We start from the raw sequence: 19179 nt of genomic DNA, 5'->3' as shown, positions 1-19179 counted from the left end.
AATTCCCCCGTTCGGGAGATCCCCGCCCGGTCACGCCGTACGCTAGCCCGCGTGTCTACGGCCGACCCGCGTGTCCTCATCGACGCGACCGCCGTGCCCGCCGACCGGGGCGGCGTGGGCCGTTACGTCGACTCCCTCGCCGCCGCCCTGGACGCCGACGGTGCCGCGCTGAGCATCGTCTGCCAGCCCCGCGACGCCGTCCTCTACAGCAAACTGGCCCCGCACTCCCGGATCGTGCCCGCCGCCGAGGCGGTCACCGCCCGCACCGCGCGGCTCACCTGGGAGCAGACGACCCTGCCCCGGCTGGCCCGCAGGCTCGGCGCGCAGGTGCTGCACTCCCCGCACTACACGATGCCGCTCGCCGGTCCGGCCGCGTCCGTGGTCACCTTGCACGACGCCACGTTCTTCACCGACCCGGTGCTGCACCACTCGATCAAGGCCCGGTTCTTCCGCGCGTGGACCAAGGCCGCGCTGCTGCGCGCGGGCCGCTGCGTCGTGCCGAGCGTGGCGACGGCCGACGAGCTGACCCGCGTCGCGGGCGCGTCCCGCGAGCGCATGGAGATCATCCAGCACGGCGTCGACACCGACCGCTTCCACCCGCCGTCGCCGTCGGAGGTGGCCGCCGCGCGCGCCGCGATCGGCCTGGGGGACCAGGAGTACGTGGCGTTCCTGGGCGCGCTGGAGCCGCGCAAGAACGTGCCAGCGCTGATCCGCGGCTTCGCCGCCGCGTGCCGGGGCCGCGTGGACCCGCCCGCGCTGGTGCTGGCCGGGCAGCCCGGCTGGGACCACCAGATCGAGCGCGCCCTGGACGCCGTGCCGCACCGGCTGCGCGTGATCCGCGCCGGGTACCTGCCCTTCGACAGCCTGGCCGGGTTCCTCGGCGGGGCGGCGCTGGTGGCCTATCCGTCGCTGGGCGAGGGGTTCGGGCTGCCGGTGCTGGAGGCGATGGCGTGCGGGGCGTGCGTGCTCACCACGCGCCGGTTGTCGCTGCCCGAGGTCGGCGGGGACGCGGTCGCGTACTGCGGGGTCGGCGCGGGCGACATCGCCGCCGCCATCACCGACCTGCTCGACGACCCCACCCGGCGCGCGGTGCTCTCGGCCGCGGCGCAGGAGCGGGCCAAGGAGTTCAGCTGGGGCGCGTCCGCCGAGCGGCACCGGGAGGTCTACGGGCGCGCGTACGCCGCGCACCGCCGCTCGCGCTGAGCCTGGCAGGATGTCCGACTGTGACCGAGACCAGCTACGGGGACGCGCTCGCCGTGGTCACCGTGACGTACTCGCCCGGCCCGACGCTGCCGAGGTTCCTGGAGACGCTGACCAAGGCGACCACCCGTCCCGTGCACGTGGTGTTGGCGGACAACGGTTCCACCGACGGCGCGCCCGAGGCCGCCGCGGCCGAGTGGGACAACGTCGAGCTGGTGCGCACCGGCGGCAACCTCGGCTACGGCGGCGGCGCGAACCGCGGGGTCGCCGCGCTGCCGGATGAGTACGGCTGGATCGTGGTGTGCAACCCGGACCTGGAGTGGCGGCCGGGATCGCTCGACGAACTGCTCGCCGCGGCGAAGCGCTGGCCGAGGGGCGGCTCGTTCGGGCCGCTGATCACCGGCCAGTCCGGCGAGGTCTACCCGTCAGCGCGCGAGGTCCCGTCGCTGGGCCGCGGGATCGGGCACGGCCTGCTGGGCATGGTGTGGCCGTCGAACCCGTGGACGCGGGAGTACAAGCAGCTCGGCAGGGCCCCGCGCGAGCGGGAGGCGGGCTGGCTGTCCGGCTCCTGCCTGCTGCTGCGGCGCACGGCGTGGGACTCCGTCGACGGCTTCGATTCCCGCTACTTCATGTACTTCGAGGACGTCGACCTCGGCGAGCGCCTGTCCCGCGCGGGCTGGCAGAACGTGTACGTGCCCTCCGCCGAGGTCATGCACATCCAGGGCGTCTCCACGGCGAAGGCGTCCGCGCGCATGCTGGCCGCCCACCACGAGAGCGCCTACCGGTTCATCGCCGACCGCCACCGCGGCCCGCTGTGGGCCCCGGTCCGCGGCGCGGTGCGCGCGGGCCTGGCCCTGCGGCTGAAGGCGCAGTCGCGCTAGAGGCCGCCGTCGAGGCGGCGGCTGAGGGTGGAGCGGTCGGCGCCCGGCTGCTTGGTGGTGGGCAGGATCCCGTCGAGCTCCTCCGGCGGCGGGGCCTGCCTCGGCAGCCGCTCGGTCGGGCGCGGCGGGGAGGCCAGCGACTGGGTCGCCGCCTCCTGCGCGATCGCGGGCAGCTCGTCGGCCACCGGGAAGACCGAGGTCACCTCGGGGTCGTTGTCGGCGTTGCGCACGACCATCCTCGGGATCTGCACCGTGGCGGCGGCGTCCATCGGGCTGGTGGCGCTGTCGGGGGTGACGACGTACGCGCCGCGTGCGCGGGCCCTCGCCAGGATGGCTTCGGCTCGCTCGCGGGGGTCCATGCGCCGCCCTTCCTGCCGACCGGGAGTGCTGCTGTCAGGGTAGCCCGATCGCCACGCGGCGTCAGCGGGACTTCCCGGGAAATCAGAGGAAATCGCTGTCTCCGCGGGCGCGCAGGAGCTCGGTCAGGCGCTTGATGTCCTGCGCGCGGTCGCGGCGGCACACCAGCACGGCGTCCTCGGTGTCGACCACGATCACGTCCTCCACGCCCAGCGTCGCCACGAGCCGGTCGGACGGGACGATGACCGTCCGCGCGCTGTCGACAGCGACGACCCGCGCGGTGTCGCCCACCACGCTCGCGCCGTCGACGTCCTCGCCGAGCAGGTCGCCGAGGGTGTCGAAGTCGCCGATGTCGCTCCAGCCGAAGTCGCCGGGCACGGTGGCCACCAGGCCCTCCTCGGCAGCGGGCTCCATCACCGCGTACTCGACGGCCACCTTCGGGATGGTCGGCCACAGCTCGCCGAGCACCGCGTCCTGGGCGTCGGTGTCCCACGCCGCGGCGATCGCGTCGATCGGCGCGGCCACGTCCGGGCGGCGGGCGCGCAGCTGGTCGAGGAAGACGTCGGTCCGCCAGACGAACATGCTGGCGTTCCACAGGTAGCTGCCCGACTCGACGTAGCGGGTGGCCACGTCCAGCGCGGGCTTCTCCTTGAACTCCAGCACCCGCTGGATCACCGACCGCCGCGCCTGCTCGCTGCACCGGAGGTAGCCGTAGCCGGTCTCCGGGCGGGTGGGCGTGATGCCGATGGTCATGAGCAGGCCGTCGCGGGCGCCGTCCACGGCCCGCCCGACGGTGTGGGCGAACTCCTCGGTGTCGGCGATGAGGTGGTCGGCGGCGAAGGAGGCCATGACCCCGCCCGGGCTGCGCCGCTCGATCACGGCCGCGGCCAGCGCGATCGCCGCGCACGAGTCGCGGGCCAGCGGCTCGACCAGGATGTTGCGCTCGGGCAGCGCGGGCAGCTGCCGGGAGACGGCGGCGGCGTGCGCGGTCCCGGTGACGACGTAGAGCCGCTCGGGCGCGGCGATGGGGGCGAGCCGGTCGAAGGTCGCCTGCAGCAGCGAGCGGTCGGTGCCGGTGAGCGGGTGCAGGAACTTCGGGTGCCCGGCGCGCGACAGCGGCCACAGGCGGGTGCCGCTCCCTCCGGCGGGCACGACGACGTGCAGGTCGGTCACGGCCATCCTCTCGGTGCTGTGCGGGCAACTCTAACGGGTAGCCTCCGGCTGGTGACCGCCATCCTCGAACGCCGGTGGACGCCGGAAGGCGCGCTGGACCTCCCCGCGCTCGTGCGTCCGCTGCGCAGGGGACCCGGCGATCCGGCGTTCCAGGTGGACGCGCGGGGCACGTGGCTGGCGGGCAACACCGCCGCGGGCCCCGGGACGCTGTGCCTGCGCGTGGCCGCGGGCGAGGTGCTGGCCTCGGCGTGGGGACCCGGCGCGGACGTCCTGCTGGACGGCGTTCCCGCGCTGCTCGGCGCGCGGGACGACGACGCCGGGTTCGTCGCGCACCACCCGATCGTCGCCGAGGTGCGCCGCCGCCGTCCCGGCCTGCGGCTGGGGTCGACCGGCCGGGTGTGGGACGTGCTGCTGGCGGCCATCCTGGAGCAGAAGGTCACCGGGACCGAGGCGCACCGCTCGTGGCGGCACCTGGCCCGGCGGCACGGGGTCGCGGCCCCAGGTCCGGTTCCGGACGGGATGGCCGTGCCGCCGACGCCCGCCGCGGTGCTGGGCATCGCGGACTGGCAGTGGCACAAGGCGGGCGTCGACGGCGGGCGAAGGCGCGCGATCATCGCCGCCGCCCAGGTGGCGGGCAGGCTGGAGCGCGCTGCGGAACTGGGCGGCGCCGAGGGCAGGCTGTGGCTGCGCAAGGTCCCCGGCATCGGCGTCTGGACCGCTGCCGAGACCGCCCAGCGCGCCTGGGGCGACCCGGACGCGGTCAGCATCGGCGACTTCCACCTGCCGGGCATCGTCGGCCACGCGCTGGTCGACCGCAGGCTCGACGACGCGGCGATGCTGGAGGTCCTGGCCCCCTACGCGCCCCAGCGCCACCGCGCCGTCTGCTACATCACCGCCGCCGGTCTCGGCAAACCCCGCTACGGGCCGCGGTTCTCACCGCGCGACTACCGGGCGATCTGAGCTAGGCCGCGAACTTCACGAACCTGACCAGTTCGGTGACCGTCCCCTCGGAACCCGCCGCCACGACGGCGTCCGGCTCGCCCTCGCACCCCTCGTCGCCGAAGAAACCGGCCTCCCGCTGGGACGGGTTCTCGGCCGCCAGCACGAGGTGGGCGCCGTCCAGGGGGCCGTCGACCGGCGCGCACTCGCCAGGCTCGGCCTCGACGGTCACCTCGCCCGCCGCGGTGATCAGGGTGAGCCGGTCGGGCTCGGCGACGGCAGGGCTCGCCGACAGAGCGGCGAAGGAGATGGCGGCGAGCATCGCGCTGGCAGCGGTACGCATAAGGGCTCCTCGGGTCCGGCTGCTGAACCCGTCGGGGGTTGCACCCCCGACCCGATCGCATACCCAAACCACCCGAACCGGCGAAGACGATCAGGGCCGGTTCGCGTCCAGCGCCGCCCGGACGATGGCGATCGCCTCGTCGGGCGGGATCGTGTAGCGGCGGCAGACGACGGCGTAGGCCTCGGCGGCCTCGCGCACCAGCTCCCTGGGCCGGTCGCCCGCCGACGCGACGAACGTGCCCGCGCGGCCCCGGGTCTCCACCAGTCCCGCTTCCTCCAGTTCGCGGTAGGCCCGCGCGACCGTGTTCGCCGCCAGCCCGAGGTCGGCCGCGAGCGCCCGCACGGTCGGCAGCTTCGTGCCCACGGCCAGCGTCCGCTCCGTGATGCGCTGCGCCAGACCCGCCCGCACCTGCTCGAACGGCGGGACCGGCGAGGCGGGGTCGACGGGGATCACCGCAGCGCCGCGAGCATCCGGCCGATGCCCGCGACGCCGTCCGGGTCGTCGGGCAGGCCGTCGACCGGCCACCAGCGCAGGTCCACCGACTCCGCGGATTGCACGGCCGCCGCGCCCGCGGGCGCGTGCACCACGAACCGCACATCGAAGTGCCGGGTCGGCACGCCGAGCGAGCACGTGATCGGGTGCACGTCGAGGTGCAGCGGCACCGGGTCGATCGTCAGGCCGATGATGCCCGACTCCTCCTCGGCCTCCCGCAGCGCAGCGCCCACCAGGGACGTGTCGGTCGGCTCGCAGTGGCCGCCGAGCTGCAGCCACCGGCCCACCCTGGGGTGCAGCGTCAGCAGCACCTCCGTCCCCGTGTGGTCGAACACCAGCGCCGACGCGGTGATGTGCCCGGACGCGCACGAGCGCGAGCACGCGTCCGGCAGCCCGGCCAGGTATCCCAGGTACGCCTGCCGCAGCGACTCCTGCGCGGGGTCCGCTGGCGTCCACGAGTCCAACGTGGACACCGCGTCGGCGTGCAGCGTCACAGCTCGACCCAGCCGGAGTCGGTGCGCGGCTCGCGCGGGCTCAGCGGCTCCGGCGGGTGGCCGACGGCCACCGCGCCCAGCGGCTCCCAGTCCGACGGCACGTCCAGCACGTCGCGGACCACGTCGGCGCAGAACATCGTCGACGACACCCAGCACGACGCCAGGCCCTCGGCCGCCAGCGCGACGAGGAACCCCTGCACGGCGGCCCCGCCAGCGACCATGAACATCGACCGCTCGGCCGAGGAGCGCCGCTCGTCGGGGTAGCTGTGCGCGCCCTCGCGCACGAGGAACGGCACCACGATCTCCGGCGCGTGGTACAGCAGGTCGCCGCGCGCCACCCTGCGGTCGATCCGCTCCGGCGTCCAGCCGTCGGCGGCGAGGTCGGCCCGCCACGCCGAGCGCATGGCGTCCAGGAGGAGTTCGCGCTTGGTCGTCACGTGCGCGAACCGCACCGGGCGGGTGTGGTGCGGGGCGGGCGCGGTCAGCCCGACGGCCGCGGCCCGCCGCAGGACGGCGTGGTCGACCGGCTCGTCGGCGAACGCGCGCACCGACCGGCGCACCAGCACGGCCTCCCTGCGGCCCTGCTCGACGGCCAGGTCCGTGCCCAGCCGGAAGAGGTCGTGGTCGATCGGGCGCAGCAGGTCGCGGGCCGAGCCCGCGCCGCCGATCTCCAGCCCGCGCACCACCGCGACCGGGATGCCGCCCAGCTTGCCCTTGACCAGGTCGGCGGCCGCGGCGATCTCGTCGGCCACCGCGATCAGCGTCACCGCCAGCTCGTTGCCCTGGCTGTCGACCTCGCCGGCGTACGGGGTCAGCGGGGCGAGCCCGGCCACGCCGATCGCCGCGTCGGTCTGGCCCATCCGCCAGGCCCGGCCCATCGTGTCGGTCACCACGACGCCGACCTCGACGCCCAGCCGCTCGCGCAGCCCGCCGCGCAGGGCATCGGCGCTGGCGTCCGGGTCGGCGGGCAGCAGCGCGACCTCGCCGCGCGCCACGTTCGAGTTGTCCACGCCCGAGGCCGCCTGCACGATGCCCAGCCGGTTCTCGGTGATCACGGTGTTCTTCACCCTGGCCACCACCCGCCGCGCCTCGCTCATGACCAGCTCGCGCCTGCGCAGCTCCCGGGCCGAGGGGTCGGCGGGCACGGCCACCAGCTGACCCTCCACCTTGGACACGACCTTGCTGGTGACCACCACGACGTCGCCGGAGCGCAGCCACGGAGCTGCCGAGGCGATCGCCCCGGTCAGGTCGTCGCCGGGGCGGAACTCCGGCAGCCCGGGCACCGGGATGACCTCGACCTTCCCGCGCGCGCCGTGCTCAGCCAATGTCGACTCCTCCCAGGTCGAACGCCGCCCGCGCCATCGCGGCCGTGGCGTCCACATCGGACATCATCAGCGGGACGGCGCGCACGGCGACGTTCGGCACGTCGGCAGCGTCCCCGGAGTGCACCAGCCAACCGTCCAGGATGCCCTGGTCCGAGCAGGCGCGCGAGCCGTAGTGGCGGCCGACGGCCTCGGCGGTCGTGGGCACGCCGATCGCGGTCAGGCACGCCTCCGCCATGCCGCGCACGGCCTTGTCCCGCACGATCGGCGACAGGCCGATCACCGGGGCCTCGGTCTTGCGCAGCGCCGAGCGCACGCCCGGCACCGCCAGCACCGAGCCGATGCTGACCACCGGGTTCGACGGCGCGATCAGCACGATGTCGGCCTCGGCGATCGCCTCGACCACGCCGGGGCCCGCGGTCGCCTCGTCCGCGCCGACCGGCACGATCGACTCCGCGTGCGGCTCGGCCCGGTAGCGCACCCACCACTCCTGGAAGTGCACGGCCTTGCGCTCGCCGGTCTCCGGCTCGTCGATCACCACGTGCGTCTCGACCCGGTCGTCGGTCATCGGCAGCAGCCGCACGCCCGGCTTCCAGCGCTGGCACAGCGCCGCGGTGATGTCGGAGAGGTCGTAGCCCGCCCGCATCATCCGGGTGCGCACGAGGTGGGTCGCGATGTCGCGGTCACCGAGGTTGAACCAGGTGCCCTCGGTGCCGTACGCGGCCAGCTCGGCGCCCACGGTCCACGTCTCGGCGGCCCGGCCCCACCCGCGCTCGGTGTCGATGCCGCCGCCGAGGGTGTACATGCAACTGTCCAGGTCGGGGCAGACGCGCAGCCCGTGCAGCCACATATCGTCCGCGGTGTTCACGATCGCGGTGATCTCGTGCGCGGACGGCTCCGGCGGCTCGCCGACGGCGGGCAGCCCCAACAGGTGTTTGACGCCGAGCAGGAACCGGGCTCCGCCGACCCCGCCGACGACTGCGACAACCTTCACGCGCGCGATCCTTCCACGATGGGGTGAAACCCCGGTCAGCGCCAGAAGAAGAACAGGCCGGAGCCGAGCGCCGCGGCGTACTCGTCCCCGCCGACCAGCCCGTACACCGAATAGACGACGTCGAAGAACACGGCCGCCGCCCCCGGGATGCCGATGAGCACGGCGAACAGGATCAACGGCGCCCACGGCCGGGCCTTGGCGCCGATCCGGCGCGCGTCGTGGGACAGGTACGGCTCCAGCGCGCCCCAGCCGTCGAGGCCGGGGACGGGCAGCATGTTGAGCACGAACGCGGCCATCTGCAGCAGCGCGAGGAACGACAGCCCGGCCGCGAGCGCGGCGGGCGGCTGGAGCACCGCGACGACGACGGCCAGCAGGATCGCGAGGACGAGGTTGGCGAACGGCCCGGCGAGCGAGACGCGTGATTCCACCGCTCGGGAGCGCAGCGCGTAGTGGTTGATCCAGACGGCGCCGCCGGGCAGCGGGATGCCGCCGATGGCGAGCAGGAGCAGCGGCAGGAGCAGGCTCAGCACCGGGTCGGTGTAGCGGCGCGGGTCCAGCGTCAGGTAGCCCTTGAAGTAGACCTCGCGGTCGCCGCCGCGGAAGGCGACGATCGCGTGGCCGAACTCGTGCAGGCACAGCGACACCGCCCAGCCGCCCAGGACGAGCAGGAAGACGCCCGCGCTGCGCGCGGTGTCGTCGTCGATGAGCGTGAGCAGCCCGCCCCCGACGGTGACCGCGAGTAGGCCGAGGAACACGGGCGAGGGACGAATTGCTGATCTCTGCACGGCTCCAGTGTGGCAAGTTTCGCGAAACTGGGGCCGCCCGCCTGGTATCTGGGCGTGTTTCCGCTGGTACCCGAATGGGTGTAGCCCGCGCATACATCATCACCCGGCTGGGGGCTTCGCTTGACCCGCCGCCGCGACACGGGTGTAATCACATCGATGTCATTCGCCACGGGGACGGCCTATGGCATCCGCCAGCCGGGGAGTGCGGAAGGCGAGGAGGCGGGCGATATGCAGGGATTCGAAGACAGGGGCAACGTCGTGCAGCCGGCGGAGTGGGAACGCCCGGAGGCCGGACTGCCCGGCTTCGGCGACGAGGCCGAAGAACAGGAGTGGCAGGAGCGCGCCCTGTGCGCGCAGACCGATCCGGAGGCGTTTTTCCCGGAGAAGGGCGGCTCGACCCGCGAGGCCAAGCGGATCTGCCTCGGCTGCGAGGTGCGTGCCGAGTGCCTTGAGTACGCCCTGGCGCACGACGAGCGCTTCGGCATCTGGGGCGGGCTGTCCGAACGGGAGCGCCGCAAGCTCAAGAAGCGCGCAGTTTAACTGGTGGTTAACGCGATCGGGGTGGCGGCCCGGATCGCGCACCTCGCATCGCCACGGGCGCGCGGCGGCATCTAGAGTTCCCGCGATGGCGAGCGGTCGTGGTGCGGTCGGGAGGACCAGGGAGTCCGCGGGCGCTGCCCATCCTCGGAATCTGACGACCGTGCCCGTGCTGGCCGTGCTCGTCTGCCACGACGGCGCGGAGTGGCTGCGGCTGGCGCTCTCGGCGCTGCGCCACGCCACCCCCCGGCCCCGGCACGTCATCGCCGTCGACACCGGGTCCGCCGACGACACCCCCGGCCTGCTGGCCGCCGCGGCCACCGGCGACGACCGGGTGCTCGACGGCGTGCTCACCCTGGACCGGTCCACCGGCTACACCGACGCGGTGCACGCCGCCGTCGACCACGCCGTCGAGCGCTGGGGCGACCCCGGCGGCTGGATCTGGCTGCTGCACGACGATTCCGCGCCCGACCCGGACTGCCTGGCCAACCTGCTCAACGCAGCCGACCTCGCCCCGTCCGCCGCCGTGCTCGGCCCGCTGGCCGTCGACTGGCGCGACCCGAGGATGGTCGTCGGCGCGGGCCTGTCCACCGACGCCTCCGGCCACCGGCAGACCGGCATCGGACCATCCGAACTGGACTGGACGCGGCTGGGCCGGGAGTTCGAGCAGAGCACCGAGGTGCTCGCGGTGTCCTCGGCCGGGATGCTCGTGCGGCGCGCCGTCTGGCAGGAGCTCGGCGGGTTCGACCGCGCGGTGCCGGTGCTGCGCGAGGACATCGACTTCGGCTGGCGGGTCAACCGGTCCGGGCGGATCGTCCTCTGTGTCCCATCCGCGCGCGTGCGGCACGCCCGCGCGATGACCACCGAGCTGCGCGGCGTCGACGTCGCGGTGGACGGGCTGGCCGGGCAGGCCGCGCTGGACCGGGCGATGGGCCTGCGCACGTTCCTGGTCAACTGCGGGCTGGTCTCGTTCCTGCTCGGCGTGCCCCGGCTGGCGGCGCTGTGCCTGCTGCGCTCGCTCGGCTTCGCCATGCAGCGACGGCTGACCGAGAGCGCCGCCGAACTGCGCGCGCTGTCCTATGTGCTGAGCGGACGCGCCGGACTGTGGGCGGGCCGCAGGGCGCGGGCCGTCAGCGGCGGGCCCGGGCCGGTGCGCGGGCTGTTCACCAGCCGCACGACCAGGCTGCGCAACGTGGTGCGGGGCGCGGTCTCCGCGCTCGTGCGCAGGCGCGTGGCCGCCGACGCCGCGCTGGGCAGGCTACCCGTCGAGTACGACCCCGCCACCGTCTGGCTGCCGCCGACGCCCGGGACGCGCAGGCCGCTCGCGGGCCCGGAGGCGCTGCCCGCGGGCGCGGCCGGACGCCCGCGGCGGGCCGGGCTGCGGCGGCCGAGCAGCGCCGTCGCCGTCTCCATCCCGGTCGAGGAGACGCCCGGGCTGCGGCCGAGCCCGCAGCCGAGGCCGTCCCCGGTGCCCCGCGACGGCAGCGGGCCCCCGCCGGAGCCGGACCTGGTGCTGGTGTCGGTCGACCGGGGCCGGGTCGTCCGCCAGCTGCTGCTGTCCCCGCCGCTGCTGCTCGCCGTCGGGCTGCTCGCGCTCGCCGTCGTGGTCAACATCGACCGCGCGGGCCTGGCCTTGGCGGGCGGGCGGCTGCTCCCGGTCGGCGACCTGGGCGCGGTGTGGGCGGAGTACCTGGCGGCCTGGCACGGCGTCGCGGGCGGGACCGCCGCGCCCACGCCTGCGGCCATGGCCGTGATCGGCACGCTCGGCCTGGTCCTCGCGCCCGTCGGCGGCACCCAGGCCGCGGTGGCGCTGCTGCTGCTCGCCGACCTGCCGCTGGCCGGGCTCTCGGCCTACCTGGCCACCCGGCGCGCGCCCGTGCGCCGCTGGGTGCGGGCCCTGCTGGCCACCGGCTACGCGCTGCTGCCCACCGCGTCGGCCGCGGTCGCCCAGGGCAGGCTCGACGCCGTCGTCGTGCACATCCTGCTGCCGCTGGTCACCGCCGGGGTGATCGCGCTGCTCGCCCGGACCGGGGCGACCCGCCGCTGGCTGTCGACCGCGGCCGGGACTGCCTTCGGGCTGGCCGTGATCGGCGCGTTCGCGCCGCTGGCGCACGTGGTGCTGGTCATCGTCGCGCTGGGCGGGTTCGTCCTCGTGCCCGGCGACGGGCGCCGCCGGGGCGCGGCGCTGTTCATGCTCGTGCTGATGCCGCTCGCGCTGCTGCTGCCGTGGCCAGCGGTGGTCATCCAGCACCCGGGCGTGGTCGTGCACGGCCTCGGCGCCCCGCTCCCGACGCCCCCGGTGGGCGTGCCCGAGCTGCTGGCGCTGGACGCGGGCGGGCCGGGCGCGTGGCCGTACCTGGGCGCGCTGCTCGTCATCGCGGTGCTGGTCGGCGTGGTGCTCCGGCCCTACCGGGGCGTGCTGCCGGGGCTGGGCTTCGCCCTGCTGGGCGCGCTCGCCGTGGCGTTCGTCCAGCTGGTGCCGATGACCCCGCTGGGCGGGCTGACCCCGTCGCACGGCTGGGCGGGCACGCCGCTGCTGATCGTCGGCTGGGGCCTGGTGTGGGCGCTGATGGGCCTGTGCCGCACCGGGGGACGCGTTTCGCTGGTGCGCCCGGTGGCCGTCGCGGGCGTCGCGGCGCTGGGCGCGCTCGCCGCCGGGGTCGTCGTCGCCGGACCCGTCGGACCGCTGGACGACGACGGCGGGCCCCGCCTGGCGAGTTCGCTCACCGCCGAACTCGCCCAGACCCGCCGCTGGGTGCTGACCCTCGACGGCCACCCCAGGCTGACCGCGGGCAGGCTCCCCGCCCTGGGTGACGACGACCTCGCGCCGCCCGCCGCCGCCGTGGACCGGCTCGCGCGCTGGGCCGACGACCTGCGCAGCGGCGACGGCGCCCGGGTGCGCCCCGCCGTCGCCAGGGCGGCGGCCGCTGGCGTGCTGTTCATCGTTCTCCCCGAGGACGCCGGGTTCGCCGCCGCCGCGGGCGACCTCGTGGCCGCCGCCCCGCCGACCACCGACGGGCTGCCGGTCTTCCGCGTCCAGCTCACCGCCGGGCCGTCGACGCTGCTGTCGCCCGAGCTGGCCCGCACCGCCGTGACCGGCGGCGTCCCGCCGACCTCGCTCGCCGCCGAGGGCGTCGTCCCGGTCGACGCCACCCCGCCCGCGGCCGCCGCCCGCGTCTCCGACGGCCCGGAGGGCAGGCTGCTGGTGGTGGGCGCCAACGAGGAACCCGGCTGGACCGCCACCGTCGACGGCAGGCAGGTCCCGGTGGTCCGCGCCTGGGACCACCAGGTCGCCGTCTCCCTGCCCACCCGCGCCGCCGAGGTCCGCGTCGAGCAGCCCACCGCCCTGCGCGGCGTCCTGCTCCTGGTCCAGGGCGCGATGGTCCTGTTCACCGTCCTGACGTCGATCCCGGGGCGACGGCCGGACTAGTCCCCGCCCTCGACCACCCCGGGGTCAAGGCCCAGGTACGCCGCGATCTGCTCGACCAGGACGTCGTGGACCAGGTCGGCGAGGTCGGCGCCGTCCTTGGCGCGGGCCTCCAGCGGGCGGCGGTAGAGCACCACGCGCGCCCTGGTGGGCTGGCCCCTGCGGTCGACGCCCGCGCGCACCAGGCGGGACAGCGGGACGCCCGCGTCGGCGATCACGCCGTCCGGGGTCTCCCCGGCGGGGACCTCCGGCACGTCGTCCACGGCGACGTCGAGTTTCGTCAGCTCGGTGCGCCAGCGGGCCTCGATCGGCTCCAGGGCCTCCAGCACCACCGTGTCGAACTTCTCCGCGCGCGTGCTCGCCGCGGGCAGCGAGGACGGGATCAGCGGGCCGCGCAGGCCGCGCCCGTGCCGATCGCGGTGTCGGCGGCCGCGGGAGCGGCGGGAACGTCGGGCGGTGACCACGTCGAGAAGGGTAGCGGCCGCCCCCGACTGCCCCGGATGGCCGCATCGGGGCGTGTCGCGGGAGCTATTGCGGCGCGGCGCACCCCCGAAGCGCTATCGTCAGCGATCGTGCGGAGCGTGCGTCGGTGTTCGCGAACCGGGTGTATCAACCCGGCCGTCGCGACGTTGACCTATGCCTACGCCGACTCGACCGCCGTCGTCGGCCCGCTGGCCACCTACGCCGAGCCGCACAGCTACGACCTCTGCGAGGAACACGCCCTGCGGCTCACCGTGCCGCGCGGCTGGGAGGTCGTGCGCCACGACGGCGAGTTCGCGATGCCCGAGCCCAGCGTCGACGACCTGACCGCGCTGGCCGAGGCCGTGCGCGAGGCGGGCCGGGTCGACCGCCCGGTGCCGGAGCCGGAACCGGGCCCCAGCGGGCCGCGCCGGGGCCACTTGCGGGTGCTCCCCGACCCGGTATCGGACTGACGGGTAGCGAAATCGGTAGGCTCCATGCGGCACACGCAGCCGACCATGGGAGAACCACGTGCGCGACCTGTCCGGCGTCTTCAAGGCATACGACGTCCGCGGTGTGGTGGGTGAGCAGATCGACGCCGAGCTGGTGCGGGCCACCGGCGCGGCCTTCGCCCGACTGGTCGGCGGCCCCGCCGTCGTCATCGGCCACGACATGCGCGACTCATCGCCCGGCCTGGCCGCCGCCTTCGCCGAGGGCGTGACCGCTCAGGGCGTCGACGTCGTGGCGATCGGCCTGGCCAGCACCGACATGCTCTACTTCGCCTCCGGCAAGCTCGACCTGCCCGGCGCGATGTTCACCGCCAGCCACAACCCGGCCAAGTACAACGGCATCAAGCTCTGCCGCGCTGGCGCTGCCCCGGTCGGCCAGGACTCCGGCCTGGCCCAGGTCCGCGCCGACGTCGAGGCGGGCACCCCCGACGCCGACGGCCCGCAGGGCAAGGTCACCGAGCAGGACATGCTCGCCGACTACGCCGCCTACCTGCGCACCCTCGTCGACCTCTCCGGCTCGCGGCCGCTGCGGATCGTGGTCGACGCGGGCAACGGCATGGGCGGCCACACGGTCCCGTCGGTGTTCGACGGCCTGCCCATCGACGTCACCCCGATGTACTTCGAGCTCGACGGCACGTTCCCCAACCACGAGGCCAACCCGCTGGACCCGAAGAACCTCGTCGACCTGCAGGCCAAGGTCCGCGAGACCGGCGCGGACGCGGGCGTGGCCTTCGACGGCGACGCCGACCGCTGCTTCATCATCGACGAGCGCGGCGAGGCCGTCTCGCCCAGCGCGATCACCGCCCTGGTCGCCGTGCGCGAGCTGGCCAAGGACCCCGGCGGCACGATCATCCACAACCTGATCACCTCCCGCGCGGTGCCCGAGATCGTCCGCGAGCACGGTGGCGTCCCGGTCCGCACCCGCGTCGGGCACTCCTTCATCAAGGAGGAGATGGCCCGCACCGGCGCGATCTTCGGCGGCGAGCACTCCGCGCACTACTACTTCCGCGACTTCTGGCGCGCCGACACCGGCATGCTCGCCGCGCTGCACGTGCTGGCCGCCCTCGGCGAGCAGGACGGGCCGCTGTCCGAGCTGACCCGCGACTACGCCCGCTACGCCGCCTCCGGCGAGATCAACTCCACGGTGGCCGACCAGCAGGACCGCATCGACGCGATCAAGGCCGAGTTCGGCTCCCGCGACGGCGTCGAGCTCGACGAGCTGGACGGGCTCACCGTCGCGCTGCCGGACGGGTCGTGGTTCAACCTGCGGGCCTCCAACACCGAGCCGCTGCTGCGGCTCAACGTCGAGGCCGGGGACGACGCCGCGGTCGCCGCGCTGCGCGACGAGGTGCTCGCGATCGTCCGCGCCTGAGGCGGGGGACGACACCGCGCGGATCCGCACCCGCCGATCCGCACCCGCTGATCGACACCGCGCCGAGAACGCCGTGCCTGAGACACTGGACATCGAGGAGGAGACCGCGATGGCAGTCGAACTTGACCCGCAGCTGCTGGACATCCTGGCGTGCCCGTCCGACGACCACGCCGCGCTGGTCGTCGGGCGCCCGGACGACCCCGACGCCGACGCGCTGACCTGCACCGAGTGCGGCCGGATCTACCCCGTCGACGACGGGGTGCCGGTGCTGCTGCTCGACGCGGCAGAGCAGCCCGCAGACCGGTGACCTCCCTCCCGGACGACACCCTGCTGGACGACGCGGTCCGGCTCGGTGATGCCGACCCCGACGGGCTGCTGCGCGCCGCCGCCCGCGCGGGCGCCCAGGTGCGCGCGACCGTCGAGGCGGCCGCCGACGCCGGGCTGTCCCGGCTGGAGGGCGAGCGCCCGCGCGCCGTCGTGCTGATCTGCAGGCCCGGCCTGTCGCCCGCGGTGTGCGAGCTGCTGAGCGCGCTGACCGGCCCCGCGTGCCCGGTCCCCCTCGTGGTGGCCGAGCGCGTCCCGGTCTGGGTGAACGCGCTGGACGTCGTCATCGCGCACACCGACGACCCGGGCGACACCGTGCTGGCCGAGTCCGTCGACCGCGCCTGCCGCCGCGGCGCGACCGTCGTGCTGACCGCGCCCGCCGACGGGCCGGTGGCCGCCGCCGCCGCGGGCCAGGCCGTGCACCTGCGGCCCAGGGTGACCGTGCCGCCCGGCTTCTCCTTCGCCGCCGCCTACACCGCGGGCCTGCTCGCCCTGCGCGCGCTCGGCCTGCTCCAGGTCGACACCGACGCGCTGGCCGACGAACTCGACCGCGAGGCCGAGCGCTGCCACATGCAGCACGAGACGTTCGTCAACCCGGCCAAGTCGCTGGCGCTGCGGGTGGCCGAGCACATCCCGCTGCTGTGGGGGCTGGACGAGGTCGCCACCGGCGTCGCCCGGCACGCCGCGCAGGTGCTGTCCACGCACACCGACCTGCCCTGCGACGTGGCCGACTACCAGCAGGCGGCCAGCCGCACAGCGCTGCACCGCGCCGCCGTGCGCGCCGCGGCGGGCCGCGACATCTTCGCCGACCCCGACGACGGCGACGGCTTCCCCGCCGTCGTCGCGCCGCGCACACTGCTGTTGGCGGTGCGCAGCACCCCCGGCGACCCGGTGCGCCACCAGGCCGCCCAGGTGCTGCCCGCCGTCGACGTGCTCGCTCCCGGGCAGGAGCTCGGCGTCCCCGAGCCGATCGGGGCCGCGGTGCTGGCGCTGCGCTTTGAACTGGCCGCCCTGTACCTGGGGTTGGCAGCGGGCACCACGGGGGGCTCGGGGCGCTACGCCCCGGCGAACGCGTGAGTTAGGGAGTAGGCAAGTGGAGTTGTTGCGCAATGCGGTGCGCCCGTATGCCTGGGGGTCGCGCACGACCATCGCCGAGCTGCTCGGCCTGCCCGTGCCCGCCCCGCACCCGCAGGCGGAGCTGTGGATGGGCAGCCACCCCGGCGACCCGTCGGTGCTGATCGACGCCGGGTGCACGCTCCTGGAGCGCATCGACGCCGACCCCGAGGGCCAGCTCGGCGCCCCGACCGCGCGGCGCTGGGGCAACCGCCTGCCGTTCCTGCTCAAGATCCTCGCCGCCGAGGAGCCGCTGAGCATGCAGGCCCACCCGTCGGCCGAGCAGGCAGCCGAGGGCTGGGCGCGCGAGGAGGCGCTGGGCATCCCGCGCGACGCCGCGCACCGCAACTACCCGGACCCCACGGCCAAGCCCGAGCTGGTCTGCGCCCTGACGGAGTTCCACGCGCTGGCCGGGTTCCGCGACCCGCACCGCACGGTCGAGCTGCTCGACGCCGTGCGCACGCCCGGCCTGTCCCCGCACATCGACCTGCTCGCGGGCCAGCCGGACAGCGACGGCCTCCGCGCGCTGTTCACCACCTGGATCACGCTGCCGTCCACGGCGCTGCAGGCGCTCATGCCCGACCTGCTCGAGGCGTGCGTGCTGCACGTCAAGGACCACGGCGAGTTCAGCCTGGAGTGCCGCACGGTCCTGGAGCTGGCCGAGCGCTACCCCGGGGACGCTGGCGTGCTGGCCGCGCTGCTGCTCAACCGGCTGGTCCTCGGCCCCGGCGAGGCGATCTACCTGCCCGCGGGCAATCTGCACGCCTACCTGCACGGCACGGCAGTGGAGATCCTGGCCAACTCCGACAACATCCTGCGCGGCGGGCTCACCCCCAAGCACGTGGACGTGCCGGAGCTGCTGCGCGTGCTCGACTTCCGCTGCGGCCCCATGCCGGTGAACTCCGGCACGGAGTCCGGGCGCGTGCGGGTGTACCGCACGGACGCGCCCGAGTTCGAGCTGTCCCGCGTGGACTGGGCCGAGGGCGAGGACGAGACCGTGGCCCTGGGCGGGCCCGCGCCGCGCATCCTGGTGTGCACCGACGGAGCCGTCGAGGTCGAGTGCGGCGGGACCACGCTCATCGTCACCCGCGGCTCGTCGGCCTGGCTGTGCGCCGCCGACCCCGCGCCGCTCGCGCGCCCGGTGTCGGGCACGGCCTGCCAGGTGTTCGTCGCGACCGTAGGTTCGTAGCACGCGGCGGGCCGTGAACCTCTAGGCTTCCGTCCGATAAGTCGGCTCCAGTCCCTTAGGAGTAGCCGTGGCCGCAGGGGGAAGCACCAAGGCGATCCTCGCCGCGTTGTTCGCCAACGCCGGCATCGCCGTGTCCAAGTTCATCGGCTTCCTGATCACCGGGTCGTCGTCGATGCTGGCCGAGTCGGTGCACTCGGTGGCCGACACGTCGAACCAGGGGCTGCTGCTGCTGGGCCAGAAGACCTCGCAGCGCAAGGCCACCAAGGAGCACCCGTTCGGCTTCGGCCGCGACCGGTACTTCTGGTCGTTCGTCGTCGCGCTGCTGCTGTTCAGCCTCGGCTCGGTCTTCGCGCTGTACGAGGGCATCCACAAGCTCACCCACCCGGAGGACCTGAAGTCCCCGCTGGTGGCGGTCGTCATCCTGGTGGTGGCGATCGTGCTGGAGACCTTCTCCTTCCGCACCGCCATCATCGAGTCGAGGAAGGTCAAGGGCGACGCCACCTGGTGGGGCTTCATCCGCCACTCGCGCACCCCGGAGCTGCCGGTCGTGCTGCTGGAGGACGCGGGCGCGCTGTTCGGCCTGGTCTTCGCCCTCGTGGGCGTCGGACTGGCCACGATCACCGGCGACCCGGTGTGGGACTCGATCGGCACCCTGGCCATCGGCGTGCTGCTGGGCATCATCGCGATCATCCTCATCATCGAGATGAAGTCGCTGCTGATCGGCGAGGGCGCGACCGAGGCCGAGCTGCGCACCATCACCGACAAGCTGGCCACCGGCAAGGTGCAGCGGGTCATCCACATCCGCACGCAGTACGTCGGCCCGGAGGAGCTGCTGGTCGCGGCGAAGGTCGAGCTGGTGTCCGGTTTGGACGTGGGCGGGGTGGCCGAGGCGATCGACGACGCCGAGGCGCGGGTGCGCGCGGCCGTTCCCGCCGCGCGGCTGATCTACCTGGAGCCGGACCTGTACCGGGAGTCATCGGTCGTCACCGATTAGGGTCACCTTATCGATGAATTGTTCGATGGACAGCAGTTCGACAGACTTCGGCCATGATCCCCCTGATGGTCTCCTTCGGCGTCCTGTCCATCGTCTTCGCCATCGCGCACCTGATGCGCTACTCCCGGGCGATGGCCGACGACGTGCCCAGGCCCGTTCCCAAGCCAGCCCCGCACCGCTGCCGGTGGTGCGGGTTCTCCGACGAGATCCGCTTCTCCGACGAGCTCGAGTTCCCGCCGTCGCTGGTGCGCCCGTACGTGACAGCGTGAGCGGGC

General features: G+C 74.6%; 21 protein-coding genes. 12 read left to right on the top strand and 9 right to left on the bottom strand.

Translation table 11 applies throughout. From position 1 onward, the window contains the following. The first annotated feature begins 51 nt into the window (after window positions 1–51). Together Actkin_RS27710 and Actkin_RS27705 are read left to right on the top strand one after the other, a co-directional pair. Entirely contained in the window at window positions 52–1203 is a 1152-nt protein-coding gene (locus Actkin_RS27710) for a glycosyltransferase family 4 protein (RefSeq protein WP_258904810.1), read from the top strand. Window positions 1204–1223: 20 nt separating this feature from the next. Then, window positions 1224–2081, top strand: coding sequence for a glycosyltransferase family 2 protein (locus Actkin_RS27705; RefSeq protein WP_258904809.1), 858 nt, complete (start codon window positions 1224–1226; stop codon window positions 2079–2081). Here Actkin_RS27705 and Actkin_RS27700 read toward each other — a convergent pair. Together Actkin_RS27700 and Actkin_RS27695 are read right to left on the bottom strand one after the other, a co-directional pair. Continuing rightward, window positions 2078–2440 (bottom strand): hypothetical protein, encoded by a 363-nt coding sequence (locus Actkin_RS27700; RefSeq protein WP_189209788.1) that lies wholly within the window; start codon window positions 2438–2440, stop codon window positions 2078–2080. The genes Actkin_RS27705 and Actkin_RS27700 overlap by 4 nt on opposite strands. A gap of 82 nt (window positions 2441–2522) precedes the next feature. Beyond that, window positions 2523–3617 carry a mannose-1-phosphate guanylyltransferase gene (locus Actkin_RS27695; RefSeq protein ID WP_258904808.1) on the bottom strand — a complete coding sequence of 365 codons (1095 nt, stop codon included), beginning with the start codon at window positions 3615–3617 and terminating at the stop codon, window positions 2523–2525. 54 nt (window positions 3618–3671) lie between these two features. On the opposite strand from Actkin_RS27695, the gene Actkin_RS27690 reads away from it, so the two are divergent. Further along, window positions 3672–4571 carry a DNA-3-methyladenine glycosylase family protein gene (locus Actkin_RS27690; RefSeq protein WP_396123009.1) on the top strand — a complete coding sequence of 300 codons (900 nt, stop codon included), beginning with the start codon at window positions 3672–3674 and terminating at the stop codon, window positions 4569–4571. A gap of 1 nt (window position 4572) precedes the next feature. On the opposite strand, the gene Actkin_RS27685 is transcribed toward Actkin_RS27690, so the two are convergent. From Actkin_RS27685 to Actkin_RS27660, 6 genes are all read right to left on the bottom strand, one after another. After that, the gene (locus tag Actkin_RS27685) at window positions 4573–4893 is read right to left on the bottom strand and encodes a hypothetical protein (protein WP_258904806.1); all 321 of its coding nucleotides are present in this window, start codon (window positions 4891–4893) and stop codon (window positions 4573–4575) included. Between the two features lie 90 nt (window positions 4894–4983). Then, entirely contained in the window at window positions 4984–5346 is a 363-nt protein-coding gene (locus Actkin_RS27680) for a GntR family transcriptional regulator (RefSeq protein ID WP_258904805.1), read from the bottom strand. Then, a complete protein-coding gene (locus Actkin_RS27675; RefSeq protein WP_189209793.1) occupies window positions 5343–5879 on the bottom strand; it encodes an NUDIX hydrolase in 537 nt (178 codons plus the stop codon). The genes Actkin_RS27680 and Actkin_RS27675 overlap by 4 nt, the downstream gene beginning before the upstream one ends. Next, the gene (locus Actkin_RS27670) at window positions 5876–7204 is read right to left on the bottom strand and encodes a coenzyme F420-0:L-glutamate ligase (RefSeq protein WP_258904804.1); all 1329 of its coding nucleotides are present in this window, start codon (window positions 7202–7204) and stop codon (window positions 5876–5878) included. The genes Actkin_RS27675 and Actkin_RS27670 overlap by 4 nt, the downstream gene beginning before the upstream one ends. After that, window positions 7197–8195, bottom strand: coding sequence for a 2-phospho-L-lactate transferase (gene cofD, locus Actkin_RS27665; RefSeq protein ID WP_189209795.1), 999 nt, complete (start codon window positions 8193–8195; stop codon window positions 7197–7199). The genes Actkin_RS27670 and cofD overlap by 8 nt, the downstream gene beginning before the upstream one ends. A gap of 35 nt (window positions 8196–8230) precedes the next feature. After that, window positions 8231–8980: a site-2 protease family protein gene (locus tag Actkin_RS27660; RefSeq protein WP_189209796.1), complete on the bottom strand. Its 750-nt coding sequence runs from the start codon at window positions 8978–8980 to the stop codon at window positions 8231–8233. A gap of 156 nt (window positions 8981–9136) precedes the next feature. Between Actkin_RS27660 and Actkin_RS27655 the strand changes: the two genes are divergently transcribed. Both Actkin_RS27655 and Actkin_RS27650 read left to right on the top strand, forming a co-directional pair. After that, window positions 9137–9520, top strand: coding sequence for a WhiB family transcriptional regulator (locus tag Actkin_RS27655; RefSeq protein WP_373292345.1), 384 nt, complete (start codon window positions 9137–9139; stop codon window positions 9518–9520). Between the two features lie 85 nt (window positions 9521–9605). Further along, window positions 9606–12947, top strand: coding sequence for a glycosyltransferase family 2 protein (locus Actkin_RS27650; protein WP_189209797.1), 3342 nt, complete (start codon window positions 9606–9608; stop codon window positions 12945–12947). On the opposite strand, the gene Actkin_RS27645 is transcribed toward Actkin_RS27650, so the two are convergent. Further along, on the bottom strand, window positions 12944–13408 hold the full coding sequence (locus Actkin_RS27645; RefSeq protein ID WP_189209798.1) for a metallopeptidase family protein: 465 nt from the start codon (window positions 13406–13408) through the stop codon (window positions 12944–12946). The genes Actkin_RS27650 and Actkin_RS27645 overlap by 4 nt on opposite strands. A 108-nt stretch (window positions 13409–13516) precedes the next feature. Between Actkin_RS27645 and Actkin_RS27640 the strand changes: the two genes are divergently transcribed. The 7 genes from Actkin_RS27640 to Actkin_RS27610 all read left to right on the top strand — a co-directional run bounded on the left by Actkin_RS27640 (window position 13517) and on the right by Actkin_RS27610 (window position 19173). Then, complete coding sequence (locus Actkin_RS27640; protein WP_189209799.1) at window positions 13517–13876, top strand: DUF3499 domain-containing protein; 360 nt, start codon at window positions 13517–13519, stop codon at window positions 13874–13876. Window positions 13877–13934: 58 nt separating this feature from the next. Next, entirely contained in the window at window positions 13935–15284 is a 1350-nt protein-coding gene (locus tag Actkin_RS27635) for a phosphomannomutase/phosphoglucomutase (RefSeq protein WP_189209800.1), read from the top strand. 109 nt (window positions 15285–15393) lie between these two features. Then, window positions 15394–15591 (top strand): Trm112 family protein, encoded by a 198-nt coding sequence (locus Actkin_RS27630; protein WP_258904803.1) that lies wholly within the window; start codon window positions 15394–15396, stop codon window positions 15589–15591. Next, window positions 15588–16685, top strand: coding sequence for an SIS domain-containing protein (locus tag Actkin_RS27625; RefSeq protein WP_189209802.1), 1098 nt, complete (start codon window positions 15588–15590; stop codon window positions 16683–16685). Before Actkin_RS27630 ends, Actkin_RS27625 begins: the two co-directional genes overlap by 4 nt. Window positions 16686–16701: 16 nt before the next feature. Continuing rightward, window positions 16702–17910 (top strand): mannose-6-phosphate isomerase, class I, encoded by a 1209-nt coding sequence (gene manA, locus Actkin_RS27620; protein WP_258904802.1) that lies wholly within the window; start codon window positions 16702–16704, stop codon window positions 17908–17910. Window positions 17911–17977: 67 nt separating this feature from the next. After that, a complete protein-coding gene (locus Actkin_RS27615; protein WP_189209804.1) occupies window positions 17978–18904 on the top strand; it encodes a cation diffusion facilitator family transporter in 927 nt (308 codons plus the stop codon). A gap of 53 nt (window positions 18905–18957) precedes the next feature. Further along, a complete protein-coding gene (locus tag Actkin_RS27610) occupies window positions 18958–19173 on the top strand; it encodes a hypothetical protein (RefSeq protein ID WP_189209805.1) in 216 nt (71 codons plus the stop codon). Window positions 19174–19179: the final 6 nt, after the last annotated feature.

The sequence above is a fragment of the Actinokineospora sp. UTMC 2448 genome (assembly GCF_024760565.1).
Lineage (GTDB): Bacteria > Actinomycetota > Actinomycetes > Mycobacteriales > Pseudonocardiaceae > Actinokineospora > Actinokineospora fastidiosa.
Note: the sequence above shows the minus strand (reverse complement) of the source record. Positions and strands in the feature narration are given on the sequence as shown.